We start from the raw sequence: 26,176 nt of genomic DNA, 5'->3' as shown, positions 1-26,176 counted from the left end.
GTCCCGGGACCGGAGGCAGGCCGTTTCTCATGTCCGGACGGCGGTCACTTCGGGGTGACCGACAGGGCCGGCGGCGGGGTCAGCCGTTCGAAGGGCTTCTGCACCGCGGGCGGCCGGGAGGGGCCGCGCAGCGGCGGAACGTACGGCGCGCACTCGCCGTTGACCGCGAAGCGCGGGCACTCGCCGTTCGGCTGGCGGATGTTGTGGGAGAACCAGGCGAACTGCCCGGAGGAGTTCTGCCCCGGGTCCTGCGGCATGTACGCGTTGACCGTCGCCGAGCCCGCCAGGCCGAAGAGCAGCCCCAGCGAACAGAGCGCGCCGACGACGACCGCCCGCGGACGCCGCGAGGCGGCGGACCGCCGCGCGCCGCCCGGCAGCGCCGCCTCGTGCAGGCGCAGCCAGACCCGGACCCGCTTGCCGGCGTAGTACAACGCCAGCCCGGACAGGGCGATCAGGCAGTACATCAGCTGGTGGCTGGTCCGCGGGTAGAGCTGGACGGCCTGGTCGCGCTCCATGTGGGCGGCGTACCAGTAGCGCAGCAGGAAGGCGCTCGCCGTGCACGCGGCCAGGGTCAGCACCATGGGCCGGCGCAGGCCGAGCGCGAGGGCCAGGCCCAGGCCGGCCACCAGGACCAGCGTGAACAGCCCGACGCCGGCGAGCTCGCCGGGCGGCGGCCAGCCGAGGCTGCGCAGCGGGCCCGGGGTCCCGGAGGCCCACATGGTGAAGTAGGCGGGGTCGACCCAGGTGTCGAAGTAGAAGTACGCGTCCTTCGTCGTGCTGCCGGAGCCGAGCAGCCGCACGAGGTACGTGCCGGCCAGCGCGAGGAAGACGACCAGGGCGGACGCCAGCGGCACCAGCCCGTCCAGCAGCCCGCGCATTCCGCCGGACCGGGCGAGGCCCACGAGCACCATCGCGAACAGCACGACCACGCCGACCGAGGACCAGAGGAACCAGCCCGAGTACAGCAGGAACATCGCGGCCAGCAGCAGGCCGAGACCGGCCCCCGTCGCCGCGGACCGCCTCCTGCCCAGCTCGGTGGAGTGCATCACCACGTCGCACGTCTTCGCGAAGACCGGGATCACCACGGCGAGGACGAGCGCGGAGTACGGCTTGTACGGGTCGAGCACCGGCAGCGTCGCGGTGACCCCGATGCCGAGCGCCCACAGCGGGGGCAGCAGCATCCGCCAGGCCATGTAGACGGCCGGACCGGTCAGGGCGAGGAAGCCGATCATCACCCACTTCGTGGCCTTCGCCATGTCGCCGGCGAAGAACAGCTCCGAGGTCCAGGCCAGCAGGTGCGGGAAACCCGGCGGGTACATCGCGGGGAGGCCGACGCCGTCGATGACGTCGAACGCCCACTGCTGGAGGTTGCCGACGTCGCCCCAGTTCGCGTAGATCGGCCAGGACGTGCCGCGCAGCGCGACCACGTTGCCCGCCGCGATCACGCCGGTCGCCAGACCGGCCACCGCGGCCGCGCCGAAGCGGGTGGCGGCGCCCGGCTTCCACCGGGAGACCAGCAGGTACAGCAGCAGCGTCAGGGCCGTCATGACCATCAGCCGCAGCTGGATCCCGGCCAGTCCGCTGACCTGCCCGATGCGGTCCATCGGGTTGATCCGGATCCGCAGGCACAGCCACAGCAGGAGTCCGGCGGCGGTGAGGGCCACGGCTCCCTCGGCCAGGGTGAGGGCGAACGTACGTCGGAGGCCGCCGCTCGGGCGGCGCGGGGCCCTCTGTTCCGCGGCCTGGGCCGTCGAGGGAGCGGTCACTATCATGTTCCGTTCACCATACCGGCCCCCACTGCGCGGCCACGATGCCCGGGACGGGGCGGGCGGCGCCGCAGAGCCCAGCGCCCCCTTGGTACGGTGACGTCGGGGGGACGTACGCGCATGCCGCGCCGCCGTGCCCCGGCCGCGCGCGCTCCGGCGCATCACGGCCGCACCACGGTCACACCTGCCTGTGTACCGCCACCGCGCCGCATCGCACCGCATCCCGTGCACCGCACCGGATCGCACCGCATCCTGCGCGGTCCACGCGAGGACGCCCCGCACGTCTGCGCGGACACCGAACAGCAGACAGACGCCCCGGGCCCCACCCGCGGTTCACATCGCGACGGAAATGGACTGAGATGACGAATCTGGCCCCCGAGGCGGTCGGAGCGGCCGACTCCGCGCCCGCCCGGACCGGGACGGCGAAGGGCGGGTCCGCCCCCTCCCCGTCCTCCTCGCGCGTCCGCGCGTGGATGGCCAAGCGCTGGGTGCTGATCCTCGCCGAAGCCCTGGTCAGCGTCGTGGCGGCGCTCGGCTACACGCTGCTGTGCTCGCGCATCGGCGTCAACCCGCTCAACCGCGTCGGCCAGGTCAGCGGCCTCGCCAAGATGCAGGAGTACGCGGCCCTGATCGGCCTGCCGCTGCTCGCCCTGCTCCTCTACACCGCGTACCGCGGGCGCCTCGCCCGCCACCAGCTGGTCAAGCGCCTGGTCTGCGCGGCCCTGGCCGGCCTGTCCACCGGCGTGGTGGCCGGCGGCGTCGTCGTCGCGCTGAACGGGACCCCCTGGCCGCTGGGCGGTCAGGAGGGCGACCCGAGCGTCCTGGTCGAGATGGCCAACTCCTTCCTCGCGGGCGAGAGCATGTCGGGCATCTACCCGCCCGGCTTCCCGGGCCTGATGGCCGTCTGGGCCAAGCTCCGCTACGGCGGCCTCGGCGGGAGCGGCTTCGCCCTCCACGACTTCCAGATCTTCTTCAGCGCCCTGGTCGGGCCGATGGCCTACCTGTCCTGGCGGCTGCTGCTGCGCCCCTTCTGGGCGCTGCTGATCGCCGTCCCGGCCTCCGTGCTGTTCCTCGACCCGATCCGCCCGTACAGCCACGTCGTCATGATCGTGCTGCTGCCGCTGCTCGGCTACTGCCTGCTGGAGCTGCGCAAGGCGGGCACGCGGTCCGTCCCGTCGGTCCTGCTGCGCGGCGCGGGCATGGGCGTGGTCTTCGGCGTCCTGTTCCTCTGGTACTCCGGCTGGTACGTGTGGGCCGCCCCCGGCGTGGGCCTGCTGTTCCTCTTCCTCTTCCCCTGGCGGGCGGGCGGGGCCGTGGTCAAGCGGGCCGGCGCGTACGTCGGAGCCGTCCTGGTCACGGCCGGCGTGATCGGCGCCCCGCTGCTCTACCAGATGGCCCGGCTCGGCGCCCAGACGCCGGACCGCTACGCCTACCTGTCGGTGTACGTGGACCCGGCCTACGTCATGGGCTGGTCCTCCGACCGGTCCGGCAAGCTGACCTACCAGGACTGGCCGATCTCCGGCGAGATGGCGGGGCAGACCGGGTTCGCGCTGCTGCTGCTCTTCGGCGTGGGCCTCGGGGTCGGCCTCGGCATGCGGCACATCATGGTGCGCACCGCGGCGGCGACGCTCGCCGGCGCCTGGCTGGCCCGCTTCTGGTTCGCCTCCAACATGGCGCAGGAGAAGGCCGTCCAGCTCTTCCCGCGGACCACGTGGATCATCATGTACTGCCTGATGATCCTGTGCGTGCTGGGCATGATGGCCGTCGTCCAGCGGGGTTCGGGCTGGGCCGAGCGGACCCTGCGCCCCGCGGGCGCGGATCCGGCGCAGCGGTTCCTTCCGCGCCGCGGGATGCAGCAGCTCTCGGCCGGCATGGTGTGCGCGATCGCACTGTTCGGCACGATGGGCGCGTCCTGGTCCGTCAACCGCTACATGCCGACGCCCGAGTCGACCAACACCATGGGCATCGACGCCTGGCGCGCGCACGAGATCAAGAAGCCGAACGGCCAGTGCCCGCGCTTCTCGCCGGTCAAGAACTGTGCGGAGCCCCGGGTCAAGCTGTGGAAGCAGCAGAAGGACGAGGGCGGCCTCTTCTGCGCCGGCATCTCGGCGGAGGAGTGGCTCACGGTCTGCGGCCGCAAGGCGCCGTGGAAGGCTCCCTGGGAGTAGGGCGCGCACACCGGCCGTTCCACCGAGTGACCGGAACGCCCGAAGGAAAAGGCCCCGCACCTGCCGGTGCGGGGCCTTTCCGCTGTCCGGCGGGCCGGAGGCGGGCGCCCGGGCGCGGGCCGTTTGACCACGCAGCGTGGCGGGGTATTCTCTTCGGCCCGATTGGCGCAGTACGTGCCTCGTATGGCAGACTACTCAAGTTGCTCGGCTGAGTGCCGATGCTGCGCGCCTCCCGCCGGGAGGACCGGAAGCGAGTCCCACAGTACTCGTCGTCCTTAATCTGCCTCTCGGGGCAGCAATGAGGACGGACGTACGGGAATCTTCTGGGAAGTGTCAGCACGGTGCACACCAGGCGCTCGGTGGGTGTTTCTCCCCCGCACCGCGGTCTCAGGGACCGCACCCCCTTGGAGAGGGAATTTCCGTATGGGAATTTTCTGTAGAGGGTGTGCGACACGCCCGACCGCGTGGGTCGGAGGAGGAGCCGCGGGAACCATCCCGCAGCCGATCGAGTGCCAGAGCGTTTCCACATAGAGACAGGACTACGGAGTAGCCATGGCGGGACAGAAGATCCGCATCCGGCTCAAGGCCTACGACCACGAGGTCATCGATTCCTCGGCGAAGAAGATCGTCGAGACGGTGACGCGCACTGGTGCGTCGGTCGCGGGCCCGGTGCCGCTGCCCACTGAGAAGAACGTGTACTGCGTCATCAAGTCGCCGCACAAGTACAAGGACTCGCGCGAGCACTTCGAGATGCGCACGCACAAGCGCCTGATCGACATCCTCGACCCGACCCCCAAGACCGTTGACTCGCTGATGCGCCTGGACCTTCCGGCCGGCGTTGACATCGAGATCAAGCTCTGAGAGGCGTCGAGAAGATGGCAAAGCAGATCAAGGGCGTCCTGGGCGAGAAGCTCGGCATGACCCAGGTCTGGGACGAGAACAACCGTGTCGTCCCGGTCACCGTGGTCAAGGCCGGACCCTGCGTCGTTACCCAGGTCCGTAAGAACGACATCGACGGCTACGAGTCGGTCCAGATCGCCTTCGGCGAGATCGACCCGCGCAAGGTGAACAAGCCCCTCAAGGGCCACTTCGCCAAGGCCGACGTGACCCCCCGCCGCCACCTGGTGGAGCTCCGCACCTCCGACGCCAGCGAGTACACGCTCGGCCAGGAGATCACCGCTGCTGTGTTCGAGTCGGGCGTCAAGGTTGACGTCACGGGCAACAGCAAGGGCAAGGGCTTCGCCGGTGTCATGAAGCGTCACAACTTCAAGGGCCTCGGCGCCGGTCACGGTGTCCAGCGCAAGCACCGCTCCCCCGGTTCGATCGGTGGCTGCGCCACCCCTGGGCGTGTCTTCAAGGGCATGCGCATGGCCGGTCGTATGGGCAACGAGCGCGTCACCACCCAGAACCTGACCATCCACGCGGTTGACGCGGAGAAGGGTCTGCTCCTCATCAAGGGCGCGGTCCCCGGTCCGAACGGCGGCCTCGTCCTGGTCCGTACCGCGGCCAAGGGGGCTTGAGGTAATGAGCACCATTGACATCCTTTCGCCGGCAGGCGACAAGGCCGGTACCGTCGAGCTCCCCTCGGAGATCTTCGACGCGAAGACCAGCGTTCCGCTGATCCACCAGGTCGTTGTCGCCCAGCTGGCAGCTGCCCGTCAGGGCACGCACAAGACCAAGCGTCGTGGCGAAGTCCGTGGTGGTGGCCGCAAGCCGTACCGCCAGAAGGGCACCGGCCGCGCGCGTCAGGGTTCGACCCGAGCCCCGCAGTTCGTCGGCGGTGGCGTCGTCCACGGCCCGCAGCCGCGTGACTACTCCCAGCGGACCCCGAAGAAGATGAAGGCCGCCGCCCTCCGCGGTGCCCTCTCGGACCGTGCGCGTCACTCCCGCATCCACGTCGTCACCGGCGTGGTCGAGGGTTCCGCTTCCACGAAGGCCGCCAAGACGCTGTTCGGCAAGATCTCGGAGCGCAAGAACCTGCTCCTGGTCGTCGAGCGCGCCGACGAGGCCGCGTGGCTGTCCGCCCGCAACCTGCCCCAGGTTCACATCCTGGAGCCGGGCCAGCTGAACACGTACGACGTGATCGTCTCTGACGACGTGGTCTTCACTCAGGCCGCTTTCGAGTCCTTCGTGTCTGGCCCCAAGGCCGATGAGACCGAAGGGAGCGACGCCTGATGTCTGAGGCGACCGTTACCAGCAAGACCTTCACTGACCCGCGCGACCTGCTGATCAAGCCGGTTGTCTCGGAGAAGAGCTACGCGCTGCTGGACGAGAACAAGTACACGTTCATCGTCGCGCCCGGCTCCAACAAGACCCAGATCAAGCAGGCCGTCGAGGCGGTCTTCGGGGTCAAGGTCACCGGGGTCAACACGATCAACCGTCAGGGTAAGCGCAAGCGCACCAAGACCGGTTTCGGCAAGCGCGCTGACACCAAGCGCGCCATCGTGACCCTCGCTGAGGGCGACCGAATCGACATCTTCGGCGGCCAGGGCTCCTAACGGAGTCCTGAGTCGTCCGGAATCGGACGAGGACTGAGAAATGGGTATCCGCAAGTACAAGCCGACGACCCCGGGCCGTCGTGGCTCCAGCGTCGCCGACTTTGTCGAGATCACGCGGTCCACGCCGGAGAAGTCGCTGGTCCGCCCCCTGCACAGCAAGGGCGGCCGTAACAACACCGGTCGGATCACGGTTCGACACCAGGGTGGCGGCCACAAGCGCGCCTACCGCGTGATCGACTTCCGTCGTCACGACAAGGACGGCGTGCCGGCAAAGGTCGCGCACATCGAGTACGACCCCAACCGCACTGCGCGCATCGCGCTGCTGCACTACGCCGACGGCGAGAAGCGCTACATCATCGCGCCGCGCGGCCTGCAGCAGGGTGACCGGATTGAGAACGGCCCGACGGCCGACATCAAGCCGGGCAACAACCTGGCGCTGCGCAACATCCCGGTCGGTACGACCATCCACGCCATCGAGCTGCGTCCCGGTGGCGGTGCGAAGTTCGCCCGCTCCGCCGGTGCGTCCGTGCAGCTGCTCGCGAAGGAGGGCGTCATGGCCCACCTCCGCATGCCGTCCGGCGAGATCCGTCTCGTCGACGCCCGCTGCCGCGCCACGGTCGGCGAGGTCGGCAACGCCGAGCAGTCGAACATCAACTGGGGCAAGGCCGGCCGCATGCGCTGGAAGGGCGTTCGCCCGTCCGTCCGCGGTGTCGCGATGAACCCGGTCGACCACCCGCACGGTGGTGGTGAGGGCAAGACCAGTGGTGGTCGCCACCCGGTCTCCCCGTGGGGTCAGAAGGAGGGTCGTACTCGCTCGCCGAAGAAGGCTTCGAGCAAGTACATCGTCCGCCGCCGCAAGACGAACAAGAAGCGCTAGGAGCGGGTTTAGATGCCGCGCAGTCTCAAGAAGGGGCCCTTCGTCGACGACCACCTCGTAAAGAAGGTGGACGTCCAGAACGAAGCCGGCACCAAGAACGTCATCAAGACCTGGTCCCGTCGCTCGATGATCATCCCCAGCATGCTGGGTCACACCATCGCGGTGCACAACGGCAAGACCCACGTCCCGGTGTTCGTCACCGAGTCGATGGTCGGCCACAAGCTCGGCGAGTTCTCGCCGACTCGCACCTTCCGCGGCCACGTCAAGGACGACCGGAAGTCGAAGCGCCGCTAAAGGCGGGGTGGTTACGACTATGACTTACACCGAAGGGACAACCATGGAAGCCAGGGCCCAGGCGCGGTACATCCGCGTCACGCCCATGAAGGCCCGCCGAGTGGTGGACCTTATCCGTGGCATGGATGCCACGGAGGCTCAGGCGGTCCTGCGTTTCGCCCCGCAGGCCGCGAGCGTGCCGGTTGGCAAGGTGCTGGACAGCGCCATTGCCAACGCCGCACACAACTACAACCACCCGGACGCTTCTTCGCTGGTCATCAGCGAGGCGTTCGTGGACGAGGGCCCGACCCTGAAGCGGTTCCGTCCGCGTGCGCAGGGCCGTGCCTACCGGATCCGCAAGCGGACCAGCCACATCACCGTGGTCGTCAGCAGCAAGGAAGGTTCCCGGTAATGGGCCAGAAGGTAAACCCGCACGGGTTCCGGCTCGGCATCACCACCGACTTCAAGTCGCGTTGGTACGCCGACAAGCTGTACAAGGACTACGTCAAGGAAGACGTCGCCATCCGTCGGATGATGACGTCCGGCATGGAGCGCGCCGGCATCTCGAAGGTTGAGATCGAGCGCACCCGTGACCGCGTGCGTGTGGACATCCACACCGCTCGTCCGGGCATCGTCATCGGCCGCCGTGGCGCCGAGGCCGACCGCATCCGCGGTGACCTCGAGAAGCTCACGGGCAAGCAGGTCCAGCTGAACATCCTCGAGGTCAAGAACCCCGAGCTTGACGCTCAGCTGGTTGCCCAGGCCGTTGCCGAGCAGCTTTCCTCCCGCGTCTCCTTCCGTCGTGCCATGCGCAAGAGCATGCAGGGCACGATGAAGGCCGGCGCCAAGGGCATCAAGATCCAGTGTGGCGGTCGTCTCGGCGGCGCCGAGATGTCCCGCTCCGAGTTCTACCGCGAGGGTCGTGTGCCGCTGCACACGCTGCGCGCGAACGTGGACTACGGCTTCTTCGAGGCCAAGACCACCTTCGGCCGTATCGGTGTGAAGGTCTGGATCTACAAGGGCGACGTCAAGAACATCGCCGAGGTTCGCGCCGAGAACGCTGCGGCCCGTGCGGGTAACCGCCCGGCCCGTGGCGCGCAGGGCGCTGGCGACCGTCCCGCCGGCCGTGGTGGCCGTGGTGGCGAGCGCGGCGGCCGTGGTGGCCGCAAGCCGCAGCAGGCTGCTGGTGCCGAGGCCCCCAAGGCCGACGCTCCCGCCGCCGCTCCGGCCGAGAGCACCGGAACGGAGGCCTGACCGACATGCTGATCCCTCGTAGGGTCAAGCACCGCAAGCAGCACCACCCGAAGCGCCGCGGTATGGCCAAGGGCGGTACTGAGGTCTCGTTCGGCGAGTACGGCATCCAGGCGCTGACCCCGGCGTACGTGACGAACCGCCAGATCGAGGCGGCTCGTATCGCGATGACCCGCCACATCAAGCGTGGCGGCAAGGTCTGGATCAACATCTACCCGGACCGCCCGCTGACCAAGAAGCCTGCCGAGACCCGCATGGGTTCCGGTAAGGGTTCTCCCGAGTGGTGGATCGCGAACGTGCACCCGGGCCGGGTCATGTTCGAGCTGTCCTACCCGAACGAGAAGATTGCTCGTGAGGCGCTCACCCGCGCTGCTCACAAGCTTCCGATGAAGTGCCGGATTGTTCGGCGCGAGGCAGGTGAGTCGTGATGGCGACGGGAACCAAGGCGTCCGAGCTGCGTGAGCTCGGCAACGAGGAGCTCGTTGGCAAGCTGCGCGAGGCCAAGGAGGAGCTGTTCAAGCTCCGCTTCCAGGCGGCCACGGGTCAGCTGGAGAACAACGGCCGGCTCAGGTCCGTCCGTAAGGACATCGCTCGCATCTACACCCTGATGCACGAGCGTGAGCTCGGTATCGAGACGGTGGAGAGCGCCTGATGAGCGAGAACAACGTGACTGAGAAGACCGAGCGCGGTTTCCGCAAGACCCGTGAGGGTCTGGTCGTCAGCGACAAGATGGACAAGACCGTCGTCGTCGCCGTCGAGGACCGCGTGAAGCACGCCCTGTACGGCAAGGTCATCCGCCGTACGAACAAGCTCAAGGCGCACGACGAGCAGAACGCTGCCGGCGTCGGCGACCGCGTCCTCATCATGGAGACGCGTCCGCTGTCGGCGAGCAAGCGCTGGCGCATCGTCGAGATCCTCGAGAAGGCCAAGTAAGTATCTGAGGGGTTTCCCTCAGGTTCGTTCCGCCAGGCTCGGTGGGGGCTGTAGCTCCTCGGAGTGAAGCCCCCGCCGGGAACCGGCAGACAAACAGGAGATACACGTGATCCAGCAGGAGTCGCGACTGCGTATCGCCGACAACACTGGTGCCAAGGAAATCCTTTGCATCCGTGTTCTCGGTGGTTCCGGTCGCCGCTACGCGGGCATCGGTGACGTCATCGTCGCCACCGTCAAGGATGCGATCCCCGGTGGCAACGTGAAGAAGGGTGACGTCGTCAAGGCGGTCATCGTTCGCACCGTCAAGGAGCGTCGCCGCCAGGACGGCTCGTACATCCGCTTTGACGAGAACGCCGCTGTCATTCTCAAGAACGACGGCGACCCTCGCGGCACCCGTATCTTCGGCCCGGTGGGCCGTGAGCTGCGCGAGAAGAAGTTTATGAAGATCATCTCGCTCGCGCCGGAGGTGCTGTAAGCATGAAGATCAAGAAGGGCGACCTGGTTCAGGTCATCACCGGTAAGGACAAGGGCAAGCAGGGCAAGGTCATCGCGGCCATGCCCACTGCCAACCGCGTCCTCGTCGAGGGTGTCAACCGGGTCAAGAAGCACACCAAGGCCGGTCAGACCGCTGGTGGGTCCCAGACCGGTGGCATCGTGATCACCGAGGCGCCGATCCACGTCAGCAACGTTCAGCTGGTTGTGGAGAAGGACGGCCAGAAGGTCGTTACCCGCGTCGGTTTCCGCTTCGACGACGAGGGCAACAAGATCCGCGTTGCCAAGCGGACGGGTGAGGACATCTGATGGCTACCACTCCGCGTCTCAAGACGAAGTACCGCGAGGACATCGCGGGCAAGCTGCGTGAGGAGTTCTCCTACGAGAACGTCATGCAGATTCCCGGCCTCGTGAAGATCGTGGTCAACATGGGTGTGGGCGACGCCGCCCGCGACTCCAAGCTGATCGACGGCGCCATCAAGGACCTGACGACGATCACCGGTCAGAAGCCGGCCGTCACGAAGGCCCGGAAGTCCATCGCGCAGTTCAAGCTGCGCGAGGGTCAGCCGATCGGCTGCCACGTCACCCTCCGTGGTGACCGCATGTGGGAGTTCCTGGACCGTACGCTGTCGCTCGCGCTGCCGCGTATCCGTGACTTCCGTGGTCTGTCGCCGAAGCAGTTCGACGGCCGTGGCAACTACACCTTCGGTCTCACGGAGCAGGTCATGTTCCACGAGATCGACCAGGACAAGATCGACCGTACCCGGGGTATGGACATCACCGTGGTTACCACGGCGACCAACGACGACGAGGGCCGCGCCCTCCTTCGTCACCTCGGCTTCCCCTTCAAGGAGGCGTAAGCGAGATGGCGAAGAAGGCTCTCATCGCGAAGGCTGCCCGCAAGCCCAAGTTCGGTGTGCGTGCGTACACCCGCTGCCAGCGCTGCGGTCGCCCCCACTCCGTGTACCGCAAGTTCGGCCTGTGCCGCGTGTGCCTTCGTGAGATGGCTCACCGTGGCGAGCTGCCGGGCGTGACCAAGAGCTCCTGGTAATTCCCTCTCGTCCGCAAGGACTTGGGAACATCCAGGCACTCTCGGTAAGCATCTGGACGGCAGGTGCCCGGCCGCGCATGCCTTAGGCTTGTGTGGTTGGGCGTCTGCCGCCCATAACGACTTACTACGCCGTAGGTCCCCGCACCGCACCCGTCCCGCCACTGAGTGGGGAGAGGGATGGCGCATACAGGAAACCCCGGCGAGAGAGGCCGAAGGCCACTTCATGACCATGACTGACCCGATCGCAGACATGCTCACGCGTCTGCGTAACGCTAACTCGGCGTACCACGACACCGTCGTGATGCCGCACAGCAAGATCAAGTCGCACATCGCGGAGATCCTCCAGCAGGAGGGTTTCATCACCGGCTGGAAGGTCGAGGACGCCGAGGTCGGCAAGAACCTCGTCCTCGAGCTGAAGTTCGGGCCGAACCGTGAGCGCTCCATCGCGGGCATCAAGCGGATCTCGAAGCCCGGTCTGCGCGTGTACGCGAAGTCCACCAACCTGCCCAAGGTGCTCGGCGGCCTGGGCGTGGCGATCATCTCCACGTCCCACGGACTGCTCACCGGCCAGCAGGCAGGCAAGAAGGGCGTAGGTGGGGAAGTCCTCGCCTACGTCTGGTAGTCGGGAACGGAGGAAAAGCAATGTCGCGAATCGGCAAGCTCCCCATCCAGGTTCCCGCCGGTGTGGACGTCACCATCGATGGCACCACGGTCGCCGTGAAGGGCCCCAAGGGTTCCCTCTCGCACACCGTCAAGGCGCCCATCGCAGTCGAGAAGGGTGAGGACGGCGTTCTGAACGTCACCCGCCCCAACGACGAGCGTCAGAACAAGGCCCTGCACGGCCTGTCCCGCACGCTGGTGGCGAACATGATCACCGGCGTGACCGCGGGATACGTCAAGGCTCTCGAGATCAGCGGTGTCGGTTACCGCGTCGCCGCGAAGGGCTCCAACCTGGAGTTCCAGCTTGGCTACAGCCACCCGATCCTGATCGAGGCGCCCGAGGGCATCTCCTTCAAGGTCGAGTCGCCCACCAAGTTCACGGTCGAGGGCATCGACAAGCAGAAGGTCGGCGAGGTCGCCGCCAACATCCGCAAGCTGCGGAAGCCCGACCCGTACAAGGCCAAGGGTGTCAAGTACGCCGGCGAAGTCATCCGCCGCAAGGTCGGAAAGGCTGGTAAGTAGCCATGGCATACGGTGTAAAGATCGCCAAGGGCGACGCGTACAAGCGTGCCGCCAAGGCCCGCCGCCACATCCGCATCCGCAAGCACGTCTCGGGTACGGCGGAGCGTCCGCGCCTCGTCGTGACGCGTTCCAACCGCAACATCGTTGCTCAGGTCATCGACGACCTCCAGGGGCACACCCTGGCGTCCGCGTCGACCCTGGACGCTTCGATCCGCGGTGGCGAAGGCGACAAGAGCGCCCAGGCCCAGGCTGTCGGCGCACTCGTCGCCGAGCGTGCCAAGGCCGCGGGTGTCGAGACCGTCGTGTTCGACCGCGGTGGCAACCGATACGCCGGGCGCATTGCCGCTCTGGCTGACGCCGCCCGCGAAGCCGGGCTGAAGTTCTAAGCCCCGGTTCCGGGACTCACGGACGTAACAGAGAGAGGTAATCCAATGGCTGGACCCCAGCGCCGCGGAAGCGGTGCCGGTGGCGGCGAGCGGCGGGACCGGAAGGGTCGCGACGGTGGCCCTGCCGCCGAGAAGACCGCTTACGTTGAGCGCGTCGTCGCGATCAACCGCGTCGCCAAGGTTGTCAAGGGTGGTCGCCGCTTCAGCTTCACCGCGCTGGTCGTGGTGGGCGACGGTGACGGCACTGTAGGTGTCGGTTACGGCAAGGCCAAGGAAGTTCCCGCGGCCATTGCCAAGGGTGTCGAGGAAGCCAAGAAGAACTTCTTCAAGGTTCCGCGCATCCAGGGCACGATCCCTCACCCGATCACGGGCGAGCGTGCCGCGGGCGTCGTGCTCCTGAAGCCGGCTTCCCCCGGTACCGGTGTTATCGCCGGTGGCCCGGTGCGCGCCGTTCTGGAGTGCGCCGGCGTTCACGACATCCTGTCGAAGTCGCTCGGCTCGTCGAACGCGATCAACATCGTGCACGCGACCGTGGCAGCGCTCAAGGGTCTGCAGCGTCCCGAGGAGATCGCGGCTCGCCGTGGTCTGCCCCTCGAGGACGTCGCTCCCGCGGCCCTGCTCCGTGCGCGTGCCGGGGCGGGTGCTGCGTAATGGCCCGCCTCAAGATCACGCAGACGAAGTCGTACATCGGTAGCAAGCAGAACCACCGCGACACGCTGCGTTCGCTCGGGCTCAAGCGCCTGAACGACGTGGTCGTCAAGGAGGACCGCCCCGAGTTCCGCGGAATGGTGCAGACCGTCCGCCACCTCGTGACGGTTGAGGAGGTTGACTAACATGGCTGAGAACAGCCCGCTGAAGGCCCACAACCTCCGTCCCGCCCCCGGCGCCAAGACCGCGAAGACCCGTGTCGGTCGTGGTGAGGCGTCGAAGGGTAAGACGGCCGGTCGTGGTACGAAGGGCCAGAAGGCCCGTTACCAGATCCCGCAGCGCTTCGAGGGTGGGCAGATGCCCCTCCACATGCGTCTGCCGAAGCTCAAGGGCTTCAAGAACCCGTTCCGCACCGAGTTCCAGGTCGTGAACCTGGACAAGCTCGGCGCTCTCTACCCCGAGGGTGGAGAAGTCACGGTGGCCGACCTGGTCGCCAAGGGCGCGGTTCGCAAGAACAGCCTCGTCAAGGTCCTGGGCCAGGGCGAGATCTCCGTGGCGCTGCAGGTTTCGGTTGACGCCGTCTCCGGCTCCGCCAAGGAGAAGATCGCCGCTGCCGGTGGCACTGTCACCGAGCTCGTCTAAGACGAATCCAGTGGCTAAATAGCTCGAAACCCGACCGGGGATGCCTCACATATGGGGCATCCCCGGTTGGTCGTTCCACGGGGGGCACTGTCGCCGGTAAGGTGGCCTGCACCTTTGCTTGTACGTATTCGTCGATCCCTCAGACCGTCACCTCTGACGCAGTTGCGCGGGGGTCGCAGGAGGCACCGTGCTCACCGCGTTCGCCCGGGCGTTCAAGACGCCCGACCTGCGCAAGAAGCTGCTCTTCACGCTCGCCATCATCGTGCTGTTCCGGCTCGGGTCCCACATCCCGGTCCCCGGCGTGAGCTACAAGAACGTTCAGATCTGTGTCGACCAGGCCGGGAGCAGCAACAGCCTCTTCGGTCTCGTCAACATGTTCAGCGGCGGTGCGCTGCTGCAGATCACGATCTTTGCGCTCGGCATCATGCCGTACATCACGGCGAGCATCATCCTGCAGCTGCTGACCGTGGTCATCCCGAAGCTGGAGAACCTCAAAAAAGAGGGACAGTCCGGCACGGCGAAGATCACTCAGTACACGCGCTATCTGACGGTCGCGCTCGCGATCCTGCAGGGCACCGGCCTCGTGGCCACCGCCCGCACGGGTGCCCTCTTCCAGGGCTGCTCCGCCGCCAGTCAGATCGTCCCCGACCGTTCGATCTTCACCACCGTGGTCATGGTCATCACCATGACGGCCGGTACCTGTGTCGTGATGTGGCTCGGTGAGCTCATCACGGACCGCGGTATCGGCAACGGAATGTCGATCCTCATGTTCATCTCGATCGCAGCCGGCTTCATCGGCGCCCTCTGGCAGATCAAGCTCCAGGGCAAGATCGCCGACGGCTGGGTCGAGTTCGGCGTCGTGATGCTCGTCGGCCTCGCGATGGTGGGTCTGGTGGTCTTCGTCGAGCAGGCGCAGCGCCGGATCCCCGTCCAGTACGCCAAGCGCATGGTGGGCCGCCGCGCCTACGGCGGCACCTCGACGTACATCCCGCTCAAGGTGAACCAGGCGGGCATCATCCCCGTCATCTTCGCCTCGTCGCTGCTCTACATCCCGGCGCTGATCGTCCAGTTCAGCGGTTCCACCGCCGGCTGGGCCACCTGGATCCAGAAGCACTTCGTCAAGGGCGACCACCCGTACTACATCGCGGTCTACTTCCTCCTGATCGTCTTCTTCGCGTTCTTCTACGTGGCGATCTCGTTCAACCCCGAGGAAGTTGCAGACAACATGAAGAAGTATGGTGGGTTCATCCCGGGTATCCGCGCCGGTCGGCCCACCGCTGAGTACCTGAGCTACGTACTCAACCGCATCACCTGGCCGGGGTCGCTGTACCTGGGTCTGATCGCTCTCGTGCCGACGATGGCGTTGGCGGGCTTCGGGGCGAACCAGAACTTCCCGTTCGGCGGGACGAGCATCCTGATCATCGTGGGTGTGGGTCTGGAAACCGTGAAGCAGATCGAGAGCCAGCTCCAGCAGCGTAATTACGAAGGGTTCCTCCGCTGATGCGAATCGTCCTCGTCGGACCGCCCGGTGCGGGCAAGGGAACGCAGGCCGCGTTCCTCGCCAAGAACCTGTCGATCCCGCACATCTCCACGGGAGACCTGTTCCGGGCCAACATCAGCCAGGGCACCGAGCTCGGCCGGCGTGCGAAGGCGTTCATGGACGCCGGCGACCTCGTCCCCGACGAGATCACCATCGGCATGGCCAAGGACCGCATGGAGCAGCCGGACGCCGCGAACGGTTTCCTGCTCGACGGCTTCCCCCGCAACGTGTCGCAGGCCGCAGCCCTCGACACGATGCTCCAGGAGTCCGGCATGAAGCTGGACGCGGTCCTGGACCTGGAGGTCGAGGAGGACGAGGTCGTCAAGCGGATCGCGGGTCGCCGCACCTGCCGCAACGACGGCAAGCACGTCTTCCACGTCACGTACGCCCCGCCGAAGGCGGACGGCGTCTGCGACATCTGCGGCGGCGAGCTCTACCTGCGTGACGACGACTCCGAGGCCACGGTCCGCAACCGGCTGGACGTCTACCACACGCAGACCGAGCCGATCATCGACTTCTACAAGGCCCAGGGCCTGCTGGTGACCATCCCCGCCCTCGGCGAGGTGCACGAGATCACCAAGCGCGCCATGGAAGCCCTGAAGAAGTAGTACCCCTCGCTGCGCAGGTCCGGCCGCGGTGCCCATCGGGCGCCGCGGCCGTCTGCGTGACGCGGGTTCGCGCGGCATCAGCCAATAATTGAGGAACCGAAGCGGGGGCCGACCGCCTCCGCGAGAGCGGCGGCGATCCCGCCGCTACAGAGGGAAGGCACGTTCATGGTGCAGATCAAGACCCCCGAGCAGATCGCGAAGATGCGCGAGGCGGGGCTGGTCGTCGCGGCCATCCACGCGGCGACCCGCGAGGCCGCCGTGCCCGGCGCCACGACGCGGGATCTGGACATGGTGGCCCGCAAGGTCATCGACGACGCCGGCGCGAAGTCGAACTTCCTCGGTTACGGCGGTTTCCCCGCGACGATCTGCACCTCGGTCAACGAGGTCGTCGTCCACGGCATCCCGGACGACAAGACCGTCCTCAAGGACGGCGACATCATCTCGATCGACGCCGGCGCGATCGTCGACGGCTGGCACGGCGACGCCGCGTACACGGCCTTCGTGGGCACTGGGCACGCCCCTGAGCTCCTGGAGCTCTCCCGGGTGACCGAGGAGTCCATGTGGGCGGGGATCGCCGCCATGCGGCTCGGCAACCGCCTCGTGGACATCTCGAAGGCGATCGAGACGTACATCAAGCGCCAGCCGCGTCCCACCACCGGCGAGCACAGCCTCGGGAAGTTCGGGATCATCGAGGACTACGGCGGCCACGGCATCGGTTCCGAGATGCACATGGACCCCCACCTGCTGAACTACGTCTCGCGCAAGCGGGGCAAGGGGATCAAGCTCGTCCCGGGCCTGTGCCTGGCGATCGAGCCGATGGTCTCCCTGGGCACCGCCCAGACGGAGGTCCTGGCGGACGACTGGACGGTCATCACCACGGACGGCACCTGGTCCTCGCACTGGGAGCACTCCATCGCGCTGACCGAGGCCGGCCCCATCGTGCTGACCAGCCCGGACTGCGGCAAGGCGAAGCTGGCGGAGTACGGCGTCACGACGGCGCCGGACCCGCTGGGCTGACGGCGGGACGGGCCGTCGGACCGACGTGCGGTCCCGCGTACCGCGGGCACCCCGGCGTACTACGGCCGGGGCCACGCCGGACGGAGTCCGGCGCAGCCGTGCGAAGCATGTGAGGCGCCCCGGCGCCGAGCCCGCGAGCGCGGCAGGAGAAGGAGGGGCCGGCGTCACGACGGCGCCGGACCCGCTGGGCTGACGGCGCCGGGCCCTCTCGGTTAATGATCTAGACTCCGGGGCAAACTTTCCGGATTCGTCTTTCCGGGTGCCCTGTCGTAGACTGACTCGTCGGCTCTCGTGCACTCCCATGCCTGCATGGCGCACTGAGCCGATCAAGGTAGCCGATTCGAAAGGCGAAGCGTGGCCAAGAAGCAAGGTGCCATCGAAATCGAGGGCACCGTGATCGAGTCCCTCCCGAACGCGATGTTCAAGGTGGAACTCCAGAACGGTCACAAGGTCCTCGCGCACATCAGCGGCAAGATGCGCATGCACTACATCCGCATCCTTCCTGATGACCGGGTTGTCGTGGAGCTCTCTCCGTACGACCTGACGCGTGGCCGGATCGTCTACCGATACAAGTAGATCTTGTCTTCACTCCGTCTGGGCGTCTCGTCCCGGCGCGGGTGGTGGCACTGACCCGGAGAACCTCACCCAATGAAGGTCAAGCCGAGCGTCAAGAAGATCTGCGACAAGTGCAAGGTGATCCGCCGTCACGGTCGGGTCATGGTCATCTGCGACAACCTGCGCCACAAGCAGCGCCAGGGCTGACGCACGCCGACCGACCTGCCTTCCGCAGTTCTTCGCGCGACGTAAGAAAACGTACATACGCAGAACCCGCCCAGCCCCTCACCGGGCCGGCGGCACCTCCGGCGGGGGCCGGGGACCCGGACGTACCACCACCCATCAAGGCGTGGTCGGCGGTCGGGGATGGTTCTGCTGAAGACCCCCGAACACACAGGAGCCATTGAATGGCACGCGTTTCCGGTGTCGACATCCCGCGCGAAAAGCGCGTGGAGATCGCACTCACCTACGTCTTCGGTGTCGGGCGCACCCGGTCCAAGGAAATCCTTGAGGCCACCGGTGTGAACCCGAACACCCGCGTTCGTGACCTGGCCGAAGAAGACCTGGTCAAGATCCGCGAGTACGTGGACGCCAACCTCCGCACCGAGGGTGACCTCCGCCGCGAGATCCAGGCCGACATCCGTCGCAAGGTCGAGATCCAGTGCTACCAGGGCATCCGCCACCGTCGTGGCCTGCCGGTGCACGGTCAGCGCACCAGCACGAACGCCCGTACCCGCAAGGGTCCGCGTCGCGCGATCGCCGGTAAGAAGAAGCCGGGCAAGAAGTAGTCCTGTTCAGCGGTCTTGCGCTGTAGGACCGACCACCTCCCGTAGGAGATTTAGATGCCCCCCAAGGGTCGTCAGGGCGCTGCCAAGAAGGTGCGCCGCAAGGAAAAGAAGAACGTCGCTCATGGGCACGCCCACATCAAGAGCACGTTCAACAACACCATCGTCTCGATCACGGACCCCGCGGGCAACGTGATCTCCTGGGCCTCCGCCGGCCACGTCGGCTTCAAGGGCTCGCGCAAGTCCACCCCCTTCGCCGCGCAGATGGCCGCCGAGTCGGCCGCCCGTCGCGCGCAGGAGCACGGCATGCGCAAGGTCGACGTCTTCGTCAAGGGTCCCGGCTCCGGCCGTGAGACCGCGATCCGCTCCCTCCAGGCCACCGGCCTCGAGGTCGGCTCGATCCAGGACGTCACCCCCACCCCGCACAACGGCTGCCGCCCGCCGAAGCGCCGCCGCGTCTGACGCAGCGGACGCACCTGTGCGTCTTTGAGTGTCCGGGCGGTACGAACCCCTCGCGGGGGACGTGCCGCCCGTACCCTTGCTGTACGTAGTGCCCGTCGGACGTCAAATAGTGGGCGTCCACGACTGAAGGAACACACATGCTTATCGCTCAGCGTCCCTCGCTGACCGAAGAGGTCGTAGACGAGTACCGCTCGCGGTTCGTGATCGAGCCGCTGGAGCCGGGCTTCGGCTACACCCTCGGCAACTCGCTGCGCCGCACGCTCCTGTCCTCGATCCCGGGTGCCGCTGTCACCAGCATCCGCGTGGACGGCGTCCTGCACGAGTTCACCACCGTGCCGGGTGTCAAGGAAGACGTCACCGACATCATCCTCAACATCAAGCAGCTCGTCGTCTCCTCGGAGCACGACGAGCCGGTCGTGATGTACCTGCGCAAGCAGGGTCCCGGCCTGGTCACCGCTGCCGACATCGCGCCCCCGGCCGGTGTCGAGGTGCACAACCCGGACCTGGTCCTCGCCACGCTCAACGGCAAGGGCAAGCTGGAGATGGAGCTGACCGTCGAGCGCGGTCGCGGCTACGTCTCCGCCGTGCAGAACAAGCAGCTGGGCCAGGAGATCGGTCGCATCCCGATCGACTCCATCTACAGCCCGGTCCTCAAGGTCACCTACAAGGTCGAGGCGACCCGAGTCGAGCAGCGCACCGACTTCGACAAGCTCATCGTCGACGTCGAGACCAAGCAGGCCATGCGCCCGCGCGACGCCATGGCGTCCGCAGGCAAGACCCTGGTCGAGCTGTTCGGCCTGGCGCGCGAGCTCAACATCGACGCCGAGGGCATCGACATGGGCCCCTCGCCGACGGACGCGGCCCTGGCCGCCGATCTGGCGCTGCCGATCGAGGAGCTCGAGCTCACGGTCCGCTCGTACAACTGCCTCAAGCGCGAGGGCATCCACTCCGTGGGTGAGCTCGTGGCCCGCTCAGAGGCCGACCTGCTCGACATCCGCAACTTCGGTGCGAAGTCGATCGACGAGGTCAAGGCGAAGCTGGCCGGCATGGGCCTGGCCCTCAAGGACAGCCCGCCCGGATTCGACCCGACCGCCGCCGCCGACGCCTTCGGCGCCGACGACGACGCGGACGCCGGTTTCGTCGAGACCGAGCAGTACTGATTTTCCCCGCCGCCGGCGGCCCGGGCCTCGTGCCCGGCCGCCGGCCGGGCACGTCGTGACTTTCCCGGGGCAGCCGCCCCGGGGGAACTGACACCGGTACCTGACACGGCCGGTGCAGATATGAAGGAGTATCACCATGCCGCGTCCCGCAAAGGGTGCCCGTCTGGGCGGCAGCGCCGCGCACGAGAAGCACCTCCTCGCGAACCTCGCGAAGGCGCTCTTCGAGCACGGCCGCATCACCACCACCGAGGCCAAGGCCCGTCGCCTGCGTCCCTACGCCGAGCGTCTGGTCACCAAGGCCAAGAAGGGCGACATCCACAACCGTCGCCTGGTGCTGCAGACGATCACGGACAAGAGCATCGTGCACACGCTCTTCACCGAGATCGCCCCGCGCTACGAGAACCGCCCCGGTGGTTACACGCGCATCACCAAGATCGGCAACCGTCGTGGCGACAACGCCCCGATGGCCGTGATCGAGCTGGTCGAGGCCCTTACGGTCGCCCAGCAGGCCACCGGTGAGGCCGAGGCCGCCACCAAGCGCGCCGTCAAGGAGTCCGAGGCCAAGGCCGAGGCTCCCGCCGAGACCGAGGCTCCGGCCGAGGAGACCAAGGAGGCCTGATTCCCCCTTCCGGGAATCGCGTCTGCTTGAACGGCTCTGAACGGGCCCGCCCCTTCCCGGGGCGGGCCCGTTCTGCGTTGTCCCGCGTCGTTCCGCGTTGTCGGGTGCGTTCGGCTTTCTGAGAGGATCGGTCACGTGAGTGACGAGGTGGAGCCCGGGCACGTCCGGGTACGGCTGGACCTGAGCTACGACGGCAAGGACTTCTCCGGCTGGGCGAAGCAGCGGGTGCTGCGGACCGTCCAGGGGGAGCTGGAGTCGGCGCTGCGGACCGTGATGCGGCTGTCCGAACCGGTCGAGCTGACGGTGGCCGGGCGGACGGACGCGGGCGTGCACGCCCGCGGCCAGGTCGCGCAGTTCGACCTGGCCGAGGAGGTGTGGGCCGAGCACCACGACAAGCTGCTGCGCCGCCTCGCGGGACGCCTGCCGCACGACGTACGGGTGTGGAGGGCCGCCGAGGCCCCCGCGGGCTTCAACGCGCGCTTCTCGGCGATCTGGCGCCGCTACGCGTACCGCGTCGGCGACCACCAGGCCGGCGTGGACCCGCTGCGCCGCGGGCACGTCCTGTGGCACCAGTGGCCCCTCGACGTGGACGCCATGAACGAGGCCGCCGCCCCGCTGCTCGGCGAGCACGACTTCGCCGCGTACTGCAAGAAGCGCGAGGGCGCGACGACCATCCGCACCCTCCAGCAGCTCAGCTGGGAGCGGGCCGAGGACGGCATCGTCACCGCGACCGTGCGCGCCGACGCCTTCTGCCACAACATGGTCCGGTCGCTGGTCGGCGCCCTGCTGCACGTCGGCGACGGCCACCGGCCCGTCGACTGGCCGGGGAAGGTGCTGGCCGCCGCCGTACGGGACTCCTCGGTGCACGTGGTCAAGCCGCACGGGCTGACGCTGGAGGAGGTCGGCTACCCGGCCGACGAGCTGCTGGCCGCCCGCAGCAAGGAGGCGCGCAACGTGCGCACCCTGCCCGGAGCCGGCTGCTGCTGAGCGCCGCCGCGGGGCGCCCGTCCACCCGTTTGGGCGGATCGCCGGCGGACCGGGACAATGCCCGGCATGGGACATCTCGAAGCCAACCACCTGGAGTACTACCTTCCCGACGGGCGGGTCCTGCTCCCCGACGTCTCCTTCCGCGTGGGGGAGGGGTCGGTGGTGGCCCTGGTGGGGGCGAACGGCGCCGGCAAGACGACCCTGCTCAAGCTGATCTCCGGTGAGCTCCAGCCGCACGGCGGCGGGGTCGCCATCAGCGGCGGGCTCGGGGTGATGTCGCAGTTCGTGGGCTCGGTGCGGGACGAGACGACCGTACGGGACCTGCTGGTCTCGGTCTCCCAGCCGCGGATCCGGGAGGCGGCCAAGGCCGTGGACCGGGCCGAGGAGCTGATCCTCACCGTCGACGACGAGGCCGCGCAGATGGCGTACGCGCAGGCGCTGAGCGACTGGGCCGACGTGCAGGGGTACGAGGCGGAGACGCTGTGGGACGTCTGCACCATGGCGGCCCTGGCCATCCCGTACGACAGCGCCCAGTTCCGCGAGGTGCGCACGCTCTCGGGCGGTGAGCAGAAGCGGCTCGTGCTGGAGGCGCTGCTGCGCGGGCCGGACGAGGTGCTGCTGCTCGACGAGCCGGACAACTACCTCGACGTCCCGGGCAAGCGGTGGCTGGAGGAGCAGCTCAAGGCCACCCGCAAGACGGTGCTGTTCGTCAGCCACGACCGGGAACTGCTCACCCAGGCCGCCGAGAAGATCATCAGCCTGGAGGCGAGCCCGACGGGCAGCGACGTCTGGGTGCACGGCGCCGGCTTCGGCACTTACCACGAGGCCCGCAAGGAGCGCTTCGCACGCTTCGAGGAGCTCAAGCGGCGCTGGGACGAGGAGCACGCCCGGCTGAAGGCGCTGGTGCTGCGGCTGCGCAACCAGGCGGCCTCCAGCCCCGACATGGCCTCGCGCTACCGGGCGATGCAGACCCGCTTCCAGAAGTTCGAGGAGGCCGGTCCGCCGCCGGAGCCGCCGCGCGAGCAGGACATCCGGATGCGGCTCAAGGGCGGCCGCACCGGCGTGCGCGCGCTGACCGTGGAGAACCTGGAGCTCACGGGCCTGATGAAGCCGTTCTCGCTGGAGGTCTTCTACGGCGAGCGGGTCGCGGTGCTCGGCTCGAACGGCTCCGGCAAGTCGCACTTCCTGCGGCTGATGGCCGGCGAGGACGTGAAGCACACCGGGACGTGGAAGCTGGGCGCGCGCGTGGTTCCCGGCCACTTCGCGCAGACCCACGCCCACCCCGAGCTGTTCGGCCGCACCCTCGTCGACATCCTGTGGACGGAGGCGGCGAAGCCGCTCGGCGCGGCGATGGGCGCGCTGCGCCGGTACGAGCTGGAGCGCCAGGGGGACCAGCCGTTCGAGAAGCTGTCGGGCGGCCAGCAGGCGCGTTTCCAGATCCTGCTGCTGGAGCTGGCGGGCACCACGGCGCTGCTGCTGGACGAGCCGACGGACAACCTGGACCTGGAATCGGCCGAGGCGCTGCAGGACGGACTGGAGGCGTACGACGGGACTGTGTTGTGTGTCACACACGACAGGTGGTTCGCGCGCACATTTGACCGTTACCTGGTCTTCGGTTCGGACGGTGTTGTGCGGGAGACTCAGGAGCCCGTCTGGGACGAACGTAGAGTCGAGCGGAAGCGCTAGGGGGCGGACCACCCCCTCGGAACGGTGAGGGGGAGGCGTTGTGGGGCTGCGCCCTGGCAACTGGCTGACGAAGTGGGAGAACCGGGCCTCGGGGAACCGGCTGATGGACCGGCTGCTGCTGCCGGCCTCGCGGCCGTGGCAGTTCCTCTCGCTCGCGGTGATCCTGGGGATCGCCGTCTCCACGAGCCTGCGGGCGAACTGGGGCTCGGACAACGCCTTCGTGGTCAAGGCGGCGCAGACGCTGCTGGAGGGCGGGTCCCCGTACGAGGACAAGCGCTTCCTGTACCTGCCCAGCGCCGTGCTGATGGCCGTCCCGGAGGCGATGCTCCCGCAGACCGCCCTGCGCTGGCTGCTGCCGGTGGGGATGTCGGGGCTGCTGGGCGCCGGCTGGCTGGCCGCGCTGCGGCTGTTCTCGGTGCCGCTGCGCTCGCGCTTCGCGGTCATCGGCTTCCCCGTCCTCGCCCTGGCCTACAAGCCGTACGTGAACCTGGTGCTGATCGGGAACTGGACCGCGATCTCGGCGGCCGCCCTGCCGGTGGCGCTGCTGCTCGCGCACCGGCGGCAGTGGGGCGCGGCCGGTCTGGTCGTCGGGCTGGCGATCGCCTGCAAGCCGATGCTGGTGCCGATCGGGCTGCTGTTCCTGGTGGCCCGGCGGTGGCGGGGACTGGCCGCGGCCGTCCTGGTGCCGCTGGGGCTCTCGCTGGCGGGGGCGCTGCTGATGCCGAGCCCGTCGCTGTTCTTCACGAAAACCCTGCCGTTCCTGCTCAAGGGGCAGGACGCGTACGCCCTGCCCTGGGACGCCTCGCCGATCGCGGTGCTGCCGCGGCTGGGGGTGCCGGAGCCGGTCGCGGTGCTGGTCGCCTTCGCCGGGGCCGGGGCGGGGCTGTGGGCGGCCCGGGCGCGCTGGCGCAGGGTCGGCGACGACGCGGACGGTGGCGAGCTGCGGCTGGCGGAGACGGCCTGCATGGTGATGCTCGCCGCATTCCTGGTGTCGCGGCCGTCCTTCGACCACTACCTGCTGGTGGTGCTCCCGCTGCTGCTGGCGTCGGCGGTGCGGCCCGGCTCGATGCCGCGCTCGCCCTGGTTCTGGGCGGCCCTGGCCCCGCAGACGGCGGGGATCCCGTGGCCGTCGGAGCTGGACGCCAAACGGCGCGCGTTCAAGGACTGCGCCACCCTGTGCGGGCTCGCGATCCTGCTGGCGCGTCGTGGGCTGCTCTCCGGGCGGGTTACTCTGGACCCGGTAACAACTGCGGGGTCCCCACCCAGGACCGAACCGGAGTGCGCCGCGGAGCCAGCAGGACCGGCATCGCGGACCGCGTTTTGACCCGTACGGGTCTGCTTGGGTACCCTGCTGGTTTGTTATGCGTATTGGCTTGCTCATTCTCACGTGAAAGGGCCTTGCGCGCGGTCCACCGGACCGATGACCAGCGGTTCACACGGGTTGCGTCCCCGATGTGGACGAGGGCTGTCGTGATCGTCCGTGGTGACCCTGTCAGGACCTTCCCGCTGGGCTAGCGCCCGTGGGATACCACCACTGAAGAAGCGAAGGCATACGCGTGCGTACGTTCAGCCCCAAGCCCGGCGACATCTCGCGCCAGTGGCTCGTCATCGACGCCCAGGACGTTGTCCTCGGCCGTCTGGCGACCCAGGTCGCGGCCCTTCTGCGGGGCAAGCACAAGCCGACCTACGCCCCCCACATGGACATGGGCGACTTCGTCATCATCGTCAACGCCGACAAGGTTCACCTGTCCGGCAACAAGGCGACCCAGAAGATGGCGTACCGCCACTCCGGCTACCCGGGCGGTCTCCGCTCGGTGCGCTACGACGACCTTCTGGCGAACAACCCGGAGAAGGCCGTCGAGAAGGCCATCAAGGGCATGCTCCCCAAGAACACCCTGGGCCGTCAGATGCTGTCCAAGCTGAAGGTCTACTCGGGCGACCAGCACCCCCACGCTGCCCAGCAGCCGGTGCCGTTCGAGATCACCCAGGTCGCGCAGTAGTTCCGGCCACCCCCTAAGACGTAGAAAATTCTGAGGAGCATCGTGGCCGAGACCACCGCCGAGACGACCCCCGTCGACGAGTTCGAGGGCAACGTCGAGGAGTACACCAGCGAGTCTGAGGTCGTCGCCGAGGGCGACTACACCTCCGAGTCCCTTGCCGGCCGCTTCGGCGACCCCCAGCCGGCCGCCGGCCTGGGCCGTCGCAAGAACGCCATCGCCCGCGTCCGGATCGTTCCGGGCACCGGCAAGTGGAAGATCAACGGTCGTACCCTTGAGGACTACTTCCCCAACAAGGTGCACCAGCAGGAAGTCAACGAGCCGTTCAAGCTGCTCGAGCTGGACAACCGCTACGACGTCATCGCCCGCATCTCGGGTGGCGGCGTCTCCGGCCAGGCCGGCGCCCTGCGCCTGGGTGTGGCCCGTGCGCTGAACGAGGCGGACGTGGACAACAACCGCGCGGCGCTGAAGAAGGCCGGCTTCCTCTCCCGCGACGACCGTGCGGTCGAGCGCAAGAAGGCCGGTCTCAAGAAGGCCCGTAAGGCCCCGCAGTACAGCAAGCGTTAATCTGCGCCTGCTGTTCTGCAACGAAA

Annotated in this window: 37 protein-coding genes; 36 read left to right on the top strand and 1 reads right to left on the bottom strand. The window is 67.9% G+C overall.

Translation table 11 applies throughout. The features are described 5' to 3' along the window. Positions 1-44: 44 nt before the first annotated feature. Complete coding sequence (locus ACZ6S8_RS11500; protein ID WP_469454614.1) at positions 45-1,772, bottom strand: hypothetical protein; 1,728 nt, start codon at positions 1,770-1,772, stop codon at positions 45-47. A 353-nt stretch (positions 1,773-2,125) separates the two neighbouring features. On the opposite strand from ACZ6S8_RS11500, the gene ACZ6S8_RS11495 reads away from it, so the two are divergent. The 36 genes from ACZ6S8_RS11495 to rpsI all read left to right on the top strand — a co-directional run bounded on the left by ACZ6S8_RS11495 (position 2,126) and on the right by rpsI (position 26,150). Then, positions 2,126-3,934, top strand: a complete 1,809-nt coding sequence (locus ACZ6S8_RS11495) for a hypothetical protein (protein WP_469454612.1) — start codon at positions 2,126-2,128, stop codon at positions 3,932-3,934. Between the two features lie 552 nt (positions 3,935-4,486). Continuing rightward, positions 4,487-4,795: a 30S ribosomal protein S10 gene (rpsJ, locus tag ACZ6S8_RS11490; RefSeq protein ID WP_003948644.1), complete on the top strand. Its 309-nt coding sequence runs from the start codon at positions 4,487-4,489 to the stop codon at positions 4,793-4,795. A gap of 14 nt (positions 4,796-4,809) precedes the next feature. Continuing rightward, positions 4,810-5,454 (top strand): 50S ribosomal protein L3, encoded by a 645-nt coding sequence (gene rplC, locus ACZ6S8_RS11485; RefSeq protein WP_215015311.1) that lies wholly within the window; start codon positions 4,810-4,812, stop codon positions 5,452-5,454. A 4-nt stretch (positions 5,455-5,458) separates the two neighbouring features. Next, positions 5,459-6,109 carry a 50S ribosomal protein L4 gene (rplD, locus tag ACZ6S8_RS11480; protein ID WP_267724792.1) on the top strand — a complete coding sequence of 217 codons (651 nt, stop codon included), beginning with the start codon at positions 5,459-5,461 and terminating at the stop codon, positions 6,107-6,109. Next, a complete protein-coding gene (rplW, locus tag ACZ6S8_RS11475) occupies positions 6,109-6,432 on the top strand; it encodes a 50S ribosomal protein L23 (RefSeq protein WP_383917702.1) in 324 nt (107 codons plus the stop codon). The genes rplD and rplW overlap by 1 nt, the downstream gene beginning before the upstream one ends. A 40-nt stretch (positions 6,433-6,472) precedes the next feature. Further along, complete coding sequence (gene rplB, locus ACZ6S8_RS11470; protein WP_030388860.1) at positions 6,473-7,309, top strand: 50S ribosomal protein L2; 837 nt, start codon at positions 6,473-6,475, stop codon at positions 7,307-7,309. A gap of 12 nt (positions 7,310-7,321) precedes the next feature. Further along, positions 7,322-7,603 carry a 30S ribosomal protein S19 gene (rpsS, locus tag ACZ6S8_RS11465; RefSeq protein WP_008739713.1) on the top strand — a complete coding sequence of 94 codons (282 nt, stop codon included), beginning with the start codon at positions 7,322-7,324 and terminating at the stop codon, positions 7,601-7,603. A gap of 43 nt (positions 7,604-7,646) precedes the next feature. Then, positions 7,647-7,994: a 50S ribosomal protein L22 gene (rplV, locus tag ACZ6S8_RS11460; RefSeq protein ID WP_267725087.1), complete on the top strand. Its 348-nt coding sequence runs from the start codon at positions 7,647-7,649 to the stop codon at positions 7,992-7,994. Beyond that, positions 7,994-8,836, top strand: coding sequence for a 30S ribosomal protein S3 (gene rpsC / locus ACZ6S8_RS11455; protein ID WP_008739710.1), 843 nt, complete (start codon positions 7,994-7,996; stop codon positions 8,834-8,836). The genes rplV and rpsC overlap by 1 nt, the downstream gene beginning before the upstream one ends. Before the next feature lie 5 nt (positions 8,837-8,841). Further along, positions 8,842-9,261: a 50S ribosomal protein L16 gene (gene rplP, locus ACZ6S8_RS11450; RefSeq protein ID WP_030026326.1), complete on the top strand. Its 420-nt coding sequence runs from the start codon at positions 8,842-8,844 to the stop codon at positions 9,259-9,261. After that, positions 9,261-9,485: a 50S ribosomal protein L29 gene (gene rpmC, locus ACZ6S8_RS11445; RefSeq protein WP_073912892.1), complete on the top strand. Its 225-nt coding sequence runs from the start codon at positions 9,261-9,263 to the stop codon at positions 9,483-9,485. Before rplP ends, rpmC begins: the two co-directional genes overlap by 1 nt. Next, positions 9,485-9,766: a 30S ribosomal protein S17 gene (gene rpsQ / locus ACZ6S8_RS11440; RefSeq protein ID WP_030008467.1), complete on the top strand. Its 282-nt coding sequence runs from the start codon at positions 9,485-9,487 to the stop codon at positions 9,764-9,766. Before rpmC ends, rpsQ begins: the two co-directional genes overlap by 1 nt. Positions 9,767-9,872: 106 nt before the next feature. Continuing rightward, entirely contained in the window at positions 9,873-10,241 is a 369-nt protein-coding gene (gene rplN / locus ACZ6S8_RS11435) for a 50S ribosomal protein L14 (protein WP_008739701.1), read from the top strand. 2 nt (positions 10,242-10,243) lie between these two features. Continuing rightward, positions 10,244-10,567: a 50S ribosomal protein L24 gene (rplX, locus tag ACZ6S8_RS11430; protein WP_267724807.1), complete on the top strand. Its 324-nt coding sequence runs from the start codon at positions 10,244-10,246 to the stop codon at positions 10,565-10,567. Further along, a complete protein-coding gene (rplE, locus tag ACZ6S8_RS11425; RefSeq protein WP_030388859.1) occupies positions 10,567-11,118 on the top strand; it encodes a 50S ribosomal protein L5 in 552 nt (183 codons plus the stop codon). The genes rplX and rplE overlap by 1 nt, the downstream gene beginning before the upstream one ends. A 5-nt stretch (positions 11,119-11,123) precedes the next feature. Next, positions 11,124-11,309, top strand: a complete 186-nt coding sequence (locus ACZ6S8_RS11420) for a type Z 30S ribosomal protein S14 (protein WP_003956452.1) — start codon at positions 11,124-11,126, stop codon at positions 11,307-11,309. A 223-nt stretch (positions 11,310-11,532) separates the two neighbouring features. After that, positions 11,533-11,931 carry a 30S ribosomal protein S8 gene (gene rpsH, locus ACZ6S8_RS11415; protein ID WP_067163170.1) on the top strand — a complete coding sequence of 133 codons (399 nt, stop codon included), beginning with the start codon at positions 11,533-11,535 and terminating at the stop codon, positions 11,929-11,931. 20 nt (positions 11,932-11,951) lie between these two features. Beyond that, positions 11,952-12,491 (top strand): 50S ribosomal protein L6, encoded by a 540-nt coding sequence (rplF, locus tag ACZ6S8_RS11410; RefSeq protein WP_469454605.1) that lies wholly within the window; start codon positions 11,952-11,954, stop codon positions 12,489-12,491. Between the two features lie 2 nt (positions 12,492-12,493). Beyond that, on the top strand, positions 12,494-12,877 hold the full coding sequence (gene rplR / locus ACZ6S8_RS11405; RefSeq protein ID WP_267724873.1) for a 50S ribosomal protein L18: 384 nt from the start codon (positions 12,494-12,496) through the stop codon (positions 12,875-12,877). A 45-nt stretch (positions 12,878-12,922) separates the two neighbouring features. Next, a complete protein-coding gene (rpsE, locus tag ACZ6S8_RS11400; protein WP_030298218.1) occupies positions 12,923-13,528 on the top strand; it encodes a 30S ribosomal protein S5 in 606 nt (201 codons plus the stop codon). Further along, positions 13,528-13,710, top strand: a complete 183-nt coding sequence (gene rpmD / locus ACZ6S8_RS11395; RefSeq protein WP_053682614.1) for a 50S ribosomal protein L30 — start codon at positions 13,528-13,530, stop codon at positions 13,708-13,710. The genes rpsE and rpmD overlap by 1 nt, the downstream gene beginning before the upstream one ends. A 1-nt stretch (position 13,711) precedes the next feature. Next, positions 13,712-14,167 (top strand): 50S ribosomal protein L15, encoded by a 456-nt coding sequence (gene rplO / locus ACZ6S8_RS11390; RefSeq protein WP_053682613.1) that lies wholly within the window; start codon positions 13,712-13,714, stop codon positions 14,165-14,167. Positions 14,168-14,354: 187 nt separating this feature from the next. Continuing rightward, positions 14,355-15,668 carry a preprotein translocase subunit SecY gene (secY, locus tag ACZ6S8_RS11385; RefSeq protein WP_267724880.1) on the top strand — a complete coding sequence of 438 codons (1,314 nt, stop codon included), beginning with the start codon at positions 14,355-14,357 and terminating at the stop codon, positions 15,666-15,668. Continuing rightward, positions 15,668-16,315, top strand: a complete 648-nt coding sequence (locus ACZ6S8_RS11380) for an adenylate kinase (RefSeq protein WP_469454602.1) — start codon at positions 15,668-15,670, stop codon at positions 16,313-16,315. Before secY ends, ACZ6S8_RS11380 begins: the two co-directional genes overlap by 1 nt. Before the next feature lie 165 nt (positions 16,316-16,480). Further along, positions 16,481-17,332 carry a type I methionyl aminopeptidase gene (map, locus tag ACZ6S8_RS11375; protein ID WP_383905236.1) on the top strand — a complete coding sequence of 284 codons (852 nt, stop codon included), beginning with the start codon at positions 16,481-16,483 and terminating at the stop codon, positions 17,330-17,332. Between the two features lie 354 nt (positions 17,333-17,686). Further along, complete coding sequence (infA, locus tag ACZ6S8_RS11370; RefSeq protein WP_003956442.1) at positions 17,687-17,908, top strand: translation initiation factor IF-1; 222 nt, start codon at positions 17,687-17,689, stop codon at positions 17,906-17,908. A 72-nt stretch (positions 17,909-17,980) separates the two neighbouring features. Then, positions 17,981-18,094, top strand: a complete 114-nt coding sequence (rpmJ, locus tag ACZ6S8_RS11365; protein WP_003956441.1) for a 50S ribosomal protein L36 — start codon at positions 17,981-17,983, stop codon at positions 18,092-18,094. Positions 18,095-18,294: 200 nt separating this feature from the next. Next, entirely contained in the window at positions 18,295-18,675 is a 381-nt protein-coding gene (gene rpsM, locus ACZ6S8_RS11360) for a 30S ribosomal protein S13 (protein ID WP_214936437.1), read from the top strand. Positions 18,676-18,729: 54 nt separating this feature from the next. Then, on the top strand, positions 18,730-19,134 hold the full coding sequence (gene rpsK / locus ACZ6S8_RS11355; RefSeq protein WP_006376016.1) for a 30S ribosomal protein S11: 405 nt from the start codon (positions 18,730-18,732) through the stop codon (positions 19,132-19,134). Positions 19,135-19,271: 137 nt separating this feature from the next. Further along, entirely contained in the window at positions 19,272-20,294 is a 1,023-nt protein-coding gene (locus tag ACZ6S8_RS11350; protein WP_008739666.1) for a DNA-directed RNA polymerase subunit alpha, read from the top strand. 136 nt (positions 20,295-20,430) lie between these two features. Continuing rightward, a complete protein-coding gene (rplQ, locus tag ACZ6S8_RS11345; protein WP_267725053.1) occupies positions 20,431-20,913 on the top strand; it encodes a 50S ribosomal protein L17 in 483 nt (160 codons plus the stop codon). A gap of 135 nt (positions 20,914-21,048) precedes the next feature. Then, positions 21,049-21,900, top strand: a complete 852-nt coding sequence (gene truA, locus ACZ6S8_RS11340; protein WP_469454599.1) for a tRNA pseudouridine(38-40) synthase TruA — start codon at positions 21,049-21,051, stop codon at positions 21,898-21,900. A 57-nt stretch (positions 21,901-21,957) separates the two neighbouring features. Further along, entirely contained in the window at positions 21,958-23,586 is a 1,629-nt protein-coding gene (locus tag ACZ6S8_RS11335) for an ABC-F family ATP-binding cassette domain-containing protein (RefSeq protein ID WP_469454597.1), read from the top strand. A gap of 40 nt (positions 23,587-23,626) precedes the next feature. Then, entirely contained in the window at positions 23,627-24,910 is a 1,284-nt protein-coding gene (locus tag ACZ6S8_RS11330) for a glycosyltransferase family 87 protein (RefSeq protein ID WP_469454595.1), read from the top strand. 232 nt (positions 24,911-25,142) lie between these two features. Next, positions 25,143-25,586: a 50S ribosomal protein L13 gene (rplM, locus tag ACZ6S8_RS11325; RefSeq protein ID WP_266934864.1), complete on the top strand. Its 444-nt coding sequence runs from the start codon at positions 25,143-25,145 to the stop codon at positions 25,584-25,586. A gap of 42 nt (positions 25,587-25,628) precedes the next feature. Further along, positions 25,629-26,150 carry a 30S ribosomal protein S9 gene (rpsI, locus tag ACZ6S8_RS11320; RefSeq protein ID WP_267725064.1) on the top strand — a complete coding sequence of 174 codons (522 nt, stop codon included), beginning with the start codon at positions 25,629-25,631 and terminating at the stop codon, positions 26,148-26,150. Positions 26,151-26,176 lie beyond the last annotated feature (26 nt).

This window comes from Streptomyces sp. NPDC048461 (assembly GCF_055587105.1).
The sequence above is the reverse complement of the archived record's forward strand: the minus strand, read 5'-3'. Positions and strand labels throughout refer to the sequence as shown.

Excerpts from the sequence above, each read along its gene's own strand:
- ACZ6S8_RS11500 (WP_469454614.1), bottom strand. The coding sequence starts at position 1,772 with ATGATAGTGACCGCTCCCTCGACGGCCCAGGCCGCGGAACAGAGGGCC.
- map (WP_383905236.1), top strand. The coding sequence starts at position 16,481 with ATGGTGCAGATCAAGACCCCCGAGCAGATCGCGAAGATGCGCGAGGCG.
- rpsM (WP_214936437.1), top strand. The coding sequence starts at position 18,295 with ATGGCACGCGTTTCCGGTGTCGACATCCCGCGCGAAAAGCGCGTGGAG.
- ACZ6S8_RS11335 (WP_469454597.1), top strand. The coding sequence starts at position 21,958 with ATGCCCGGCATGGGACATCTCGAAGCCAACCACCTGGAGTACTACCTT.
- rpsE (WP_030298218.1), top strand. The coding sequence starts at position 12,923 with ATGGCTGGACCCCAGCGCCGCGGAAGCGGTGCCGGTGGCGGCGAGCGG.
- rpmD (WP_053682614.1), top strand. The coding sequence starts at position 13,528 with ATGGCCCGCCTCAAGATCACGCAGACGAAGTCGTACATCGGTAGCAAG.
- rplD (WP_267724792.1), top strand. The coding sequence starts at position 5,459 with ATGAGCACCATTGACATCCTTTCGCCGGCAGGCGACAAGGCCGGTACC.
- rplQ (WP_267725053.1), top strand. The coding sequence starts at position 20,431 with ATGCCGCGTCCCGCAAAGGGTGCCCGTCTGGGCGGCAGCGCCGCGCAC.
- rplO (WP_053682613.1), top strand. The coding sequence starts at position 13,712 with ATGGCTGAGAACAGCCCGCTGAAGGCCCACAACCTCCGTCCCGCCCCC.
- rpsJ (WP_003948644.1), top strand. The coding sequence starts at position 4,487 with ATGGCGGGACAGAAGATCCGCATCCGGCTCAAGGCCTACGACCACGAG.
- rplC (WP_215015311.1), top strand. The coding sequence starts at position 4,810 with ATGGCAAAGCAGATCAAGGGCGTCCTGGGCGAGAAGCTCGGCATGACC.
- rplE (WP_030388859.1), top strand. The coding sequence starts at position 10,567 with ATGGCTACCACTCCGCGTCTCAAGACGAAGTACCGCGAGGACATCGCG.
- rplF (WP_469454605.1), top strand. The coding sequence starts at position 11,952 with ATGTCGCGAATCGGCAAGCTCCCCATCCAGGTTCCCGCCGGTGTGGAC.
- rpsQ (WP_030008467.1), top strand. The coding sequence starts at position 9,485 with ATGAGCGAGAACAACGTGACTGAGAAGACCGAGCGCGGTTTCCGCAAG.
- ACZ6S8_RS11495 (WP_469454612.1), top strand. The coding sequence starts at position 2,126 with ATGACGAATCTGGCCCCCGAGGCGGTCGGAGCGGCCGACTCCGCGCCC.
- ACZ6S8_RS11420 (WP_003956452.1), top strand. The coding sequence starts at position 11,124 with ATGGCGAAGAAGGCTCTCATCGCGAAGGCTGCCCGCAAGCCCAAGTTC.
- rplP (WP_030026326.1), top strand. The coding sequence starts at position 8,842 with ATGCTGATCCCTCGTAGGGTCAAGCACCGCAAGCAGCACCACCCGAAG.
- rpsC (WP_008739710.1), top strand. The coding sequence starts at position 7,994 with ATGGGCCAGAAGGTAAACCCGCACGGGTTCCGGCTCGGCATCACCACC.
- rpmC (WP_073912892.1), top strand. The coding sequence starts at position 9,261 with ATGGCGACGGGAACCAAGGCGTCCGAGCTGCGTGAGCTCGGCAACGAG.
- rpmJ (WP_003956441.1), top strand. The coding sequence starts at position 17,981 with ATGAAGGTCAAGCCGAGCGTCAAGAAGATCTGCGACAAGTGCAAGGTG.
- rplB (WP_030388860.1), top strand. The coding sequence starts at position 6,473 with ATGGGTATCCGCAAGTACAAGCCGACGACCCCGGGCCGTCGTGGCTCC.
- rplV (WP_267725087.1), top strand. The coding sequence starts at position 7,647 with ATGGAAGCCAGGGCCCAGGCGCGGTACATCCGCGTCACGCCCATGAAG.
- rpsH (WP_067163170.1), top strand. The coding sequence starts at position 11,533 with ATGACCATGACTGACCCGATCGCAGACATGCTCACGCGTCTGCGTAAC.
- rplX (WP_267724807.1), top strand. The coding sequence starts at position 10,244 with ATGAAGATCAAGAAGGGCGACCTGGTTCAGGTCATCACCGGTAAGGAC.
- rpsS (WP_008739713.1), top strand. The coding sequence starts at position 7,322 with ATGCCGCGCAGTCTCAAGAAGGGGCCCTTCGTCGACGACCACCTCGTA.
- rplW (WP_383917702.1), top strand. The coding sequence starts at position 6,109 with ATGTCTGAGGCGACCGTTACCAGCAAGACCTTCACTGACCCGCGCGAC.
- rplR (WP_267724873.1), top strand. The coding sequence starts at position 12,494 with ATGGCATACGGTGTAAAGATCGCCAAGGGCGACGCGTACAAGCGTGCC.
- ACZ6S8_RS11350 (WP_008739666.1), top strand. The coding sequence starts at position 19,272 with ATGCTTATCGCTCAGCGTCCCTCGCTGACCGAAGAGGTCGTAGACGAG.
- ACZ6S8_RS11380 (WP_469454602.1), top strand. The coding sequence starts at position 15,668 with ATGCGAATCGTCCTCGTCGGACCGCCCGGTGCGGGCAAGGGAACGCAG.
- rpsK (WP_006376016.1), top strand. The coding sequence starts at position 18,730 with ATGCCCCCCAAGGGTCGTCAGGGCGCTGCCAAGAAGGTGCGCCGCAAG.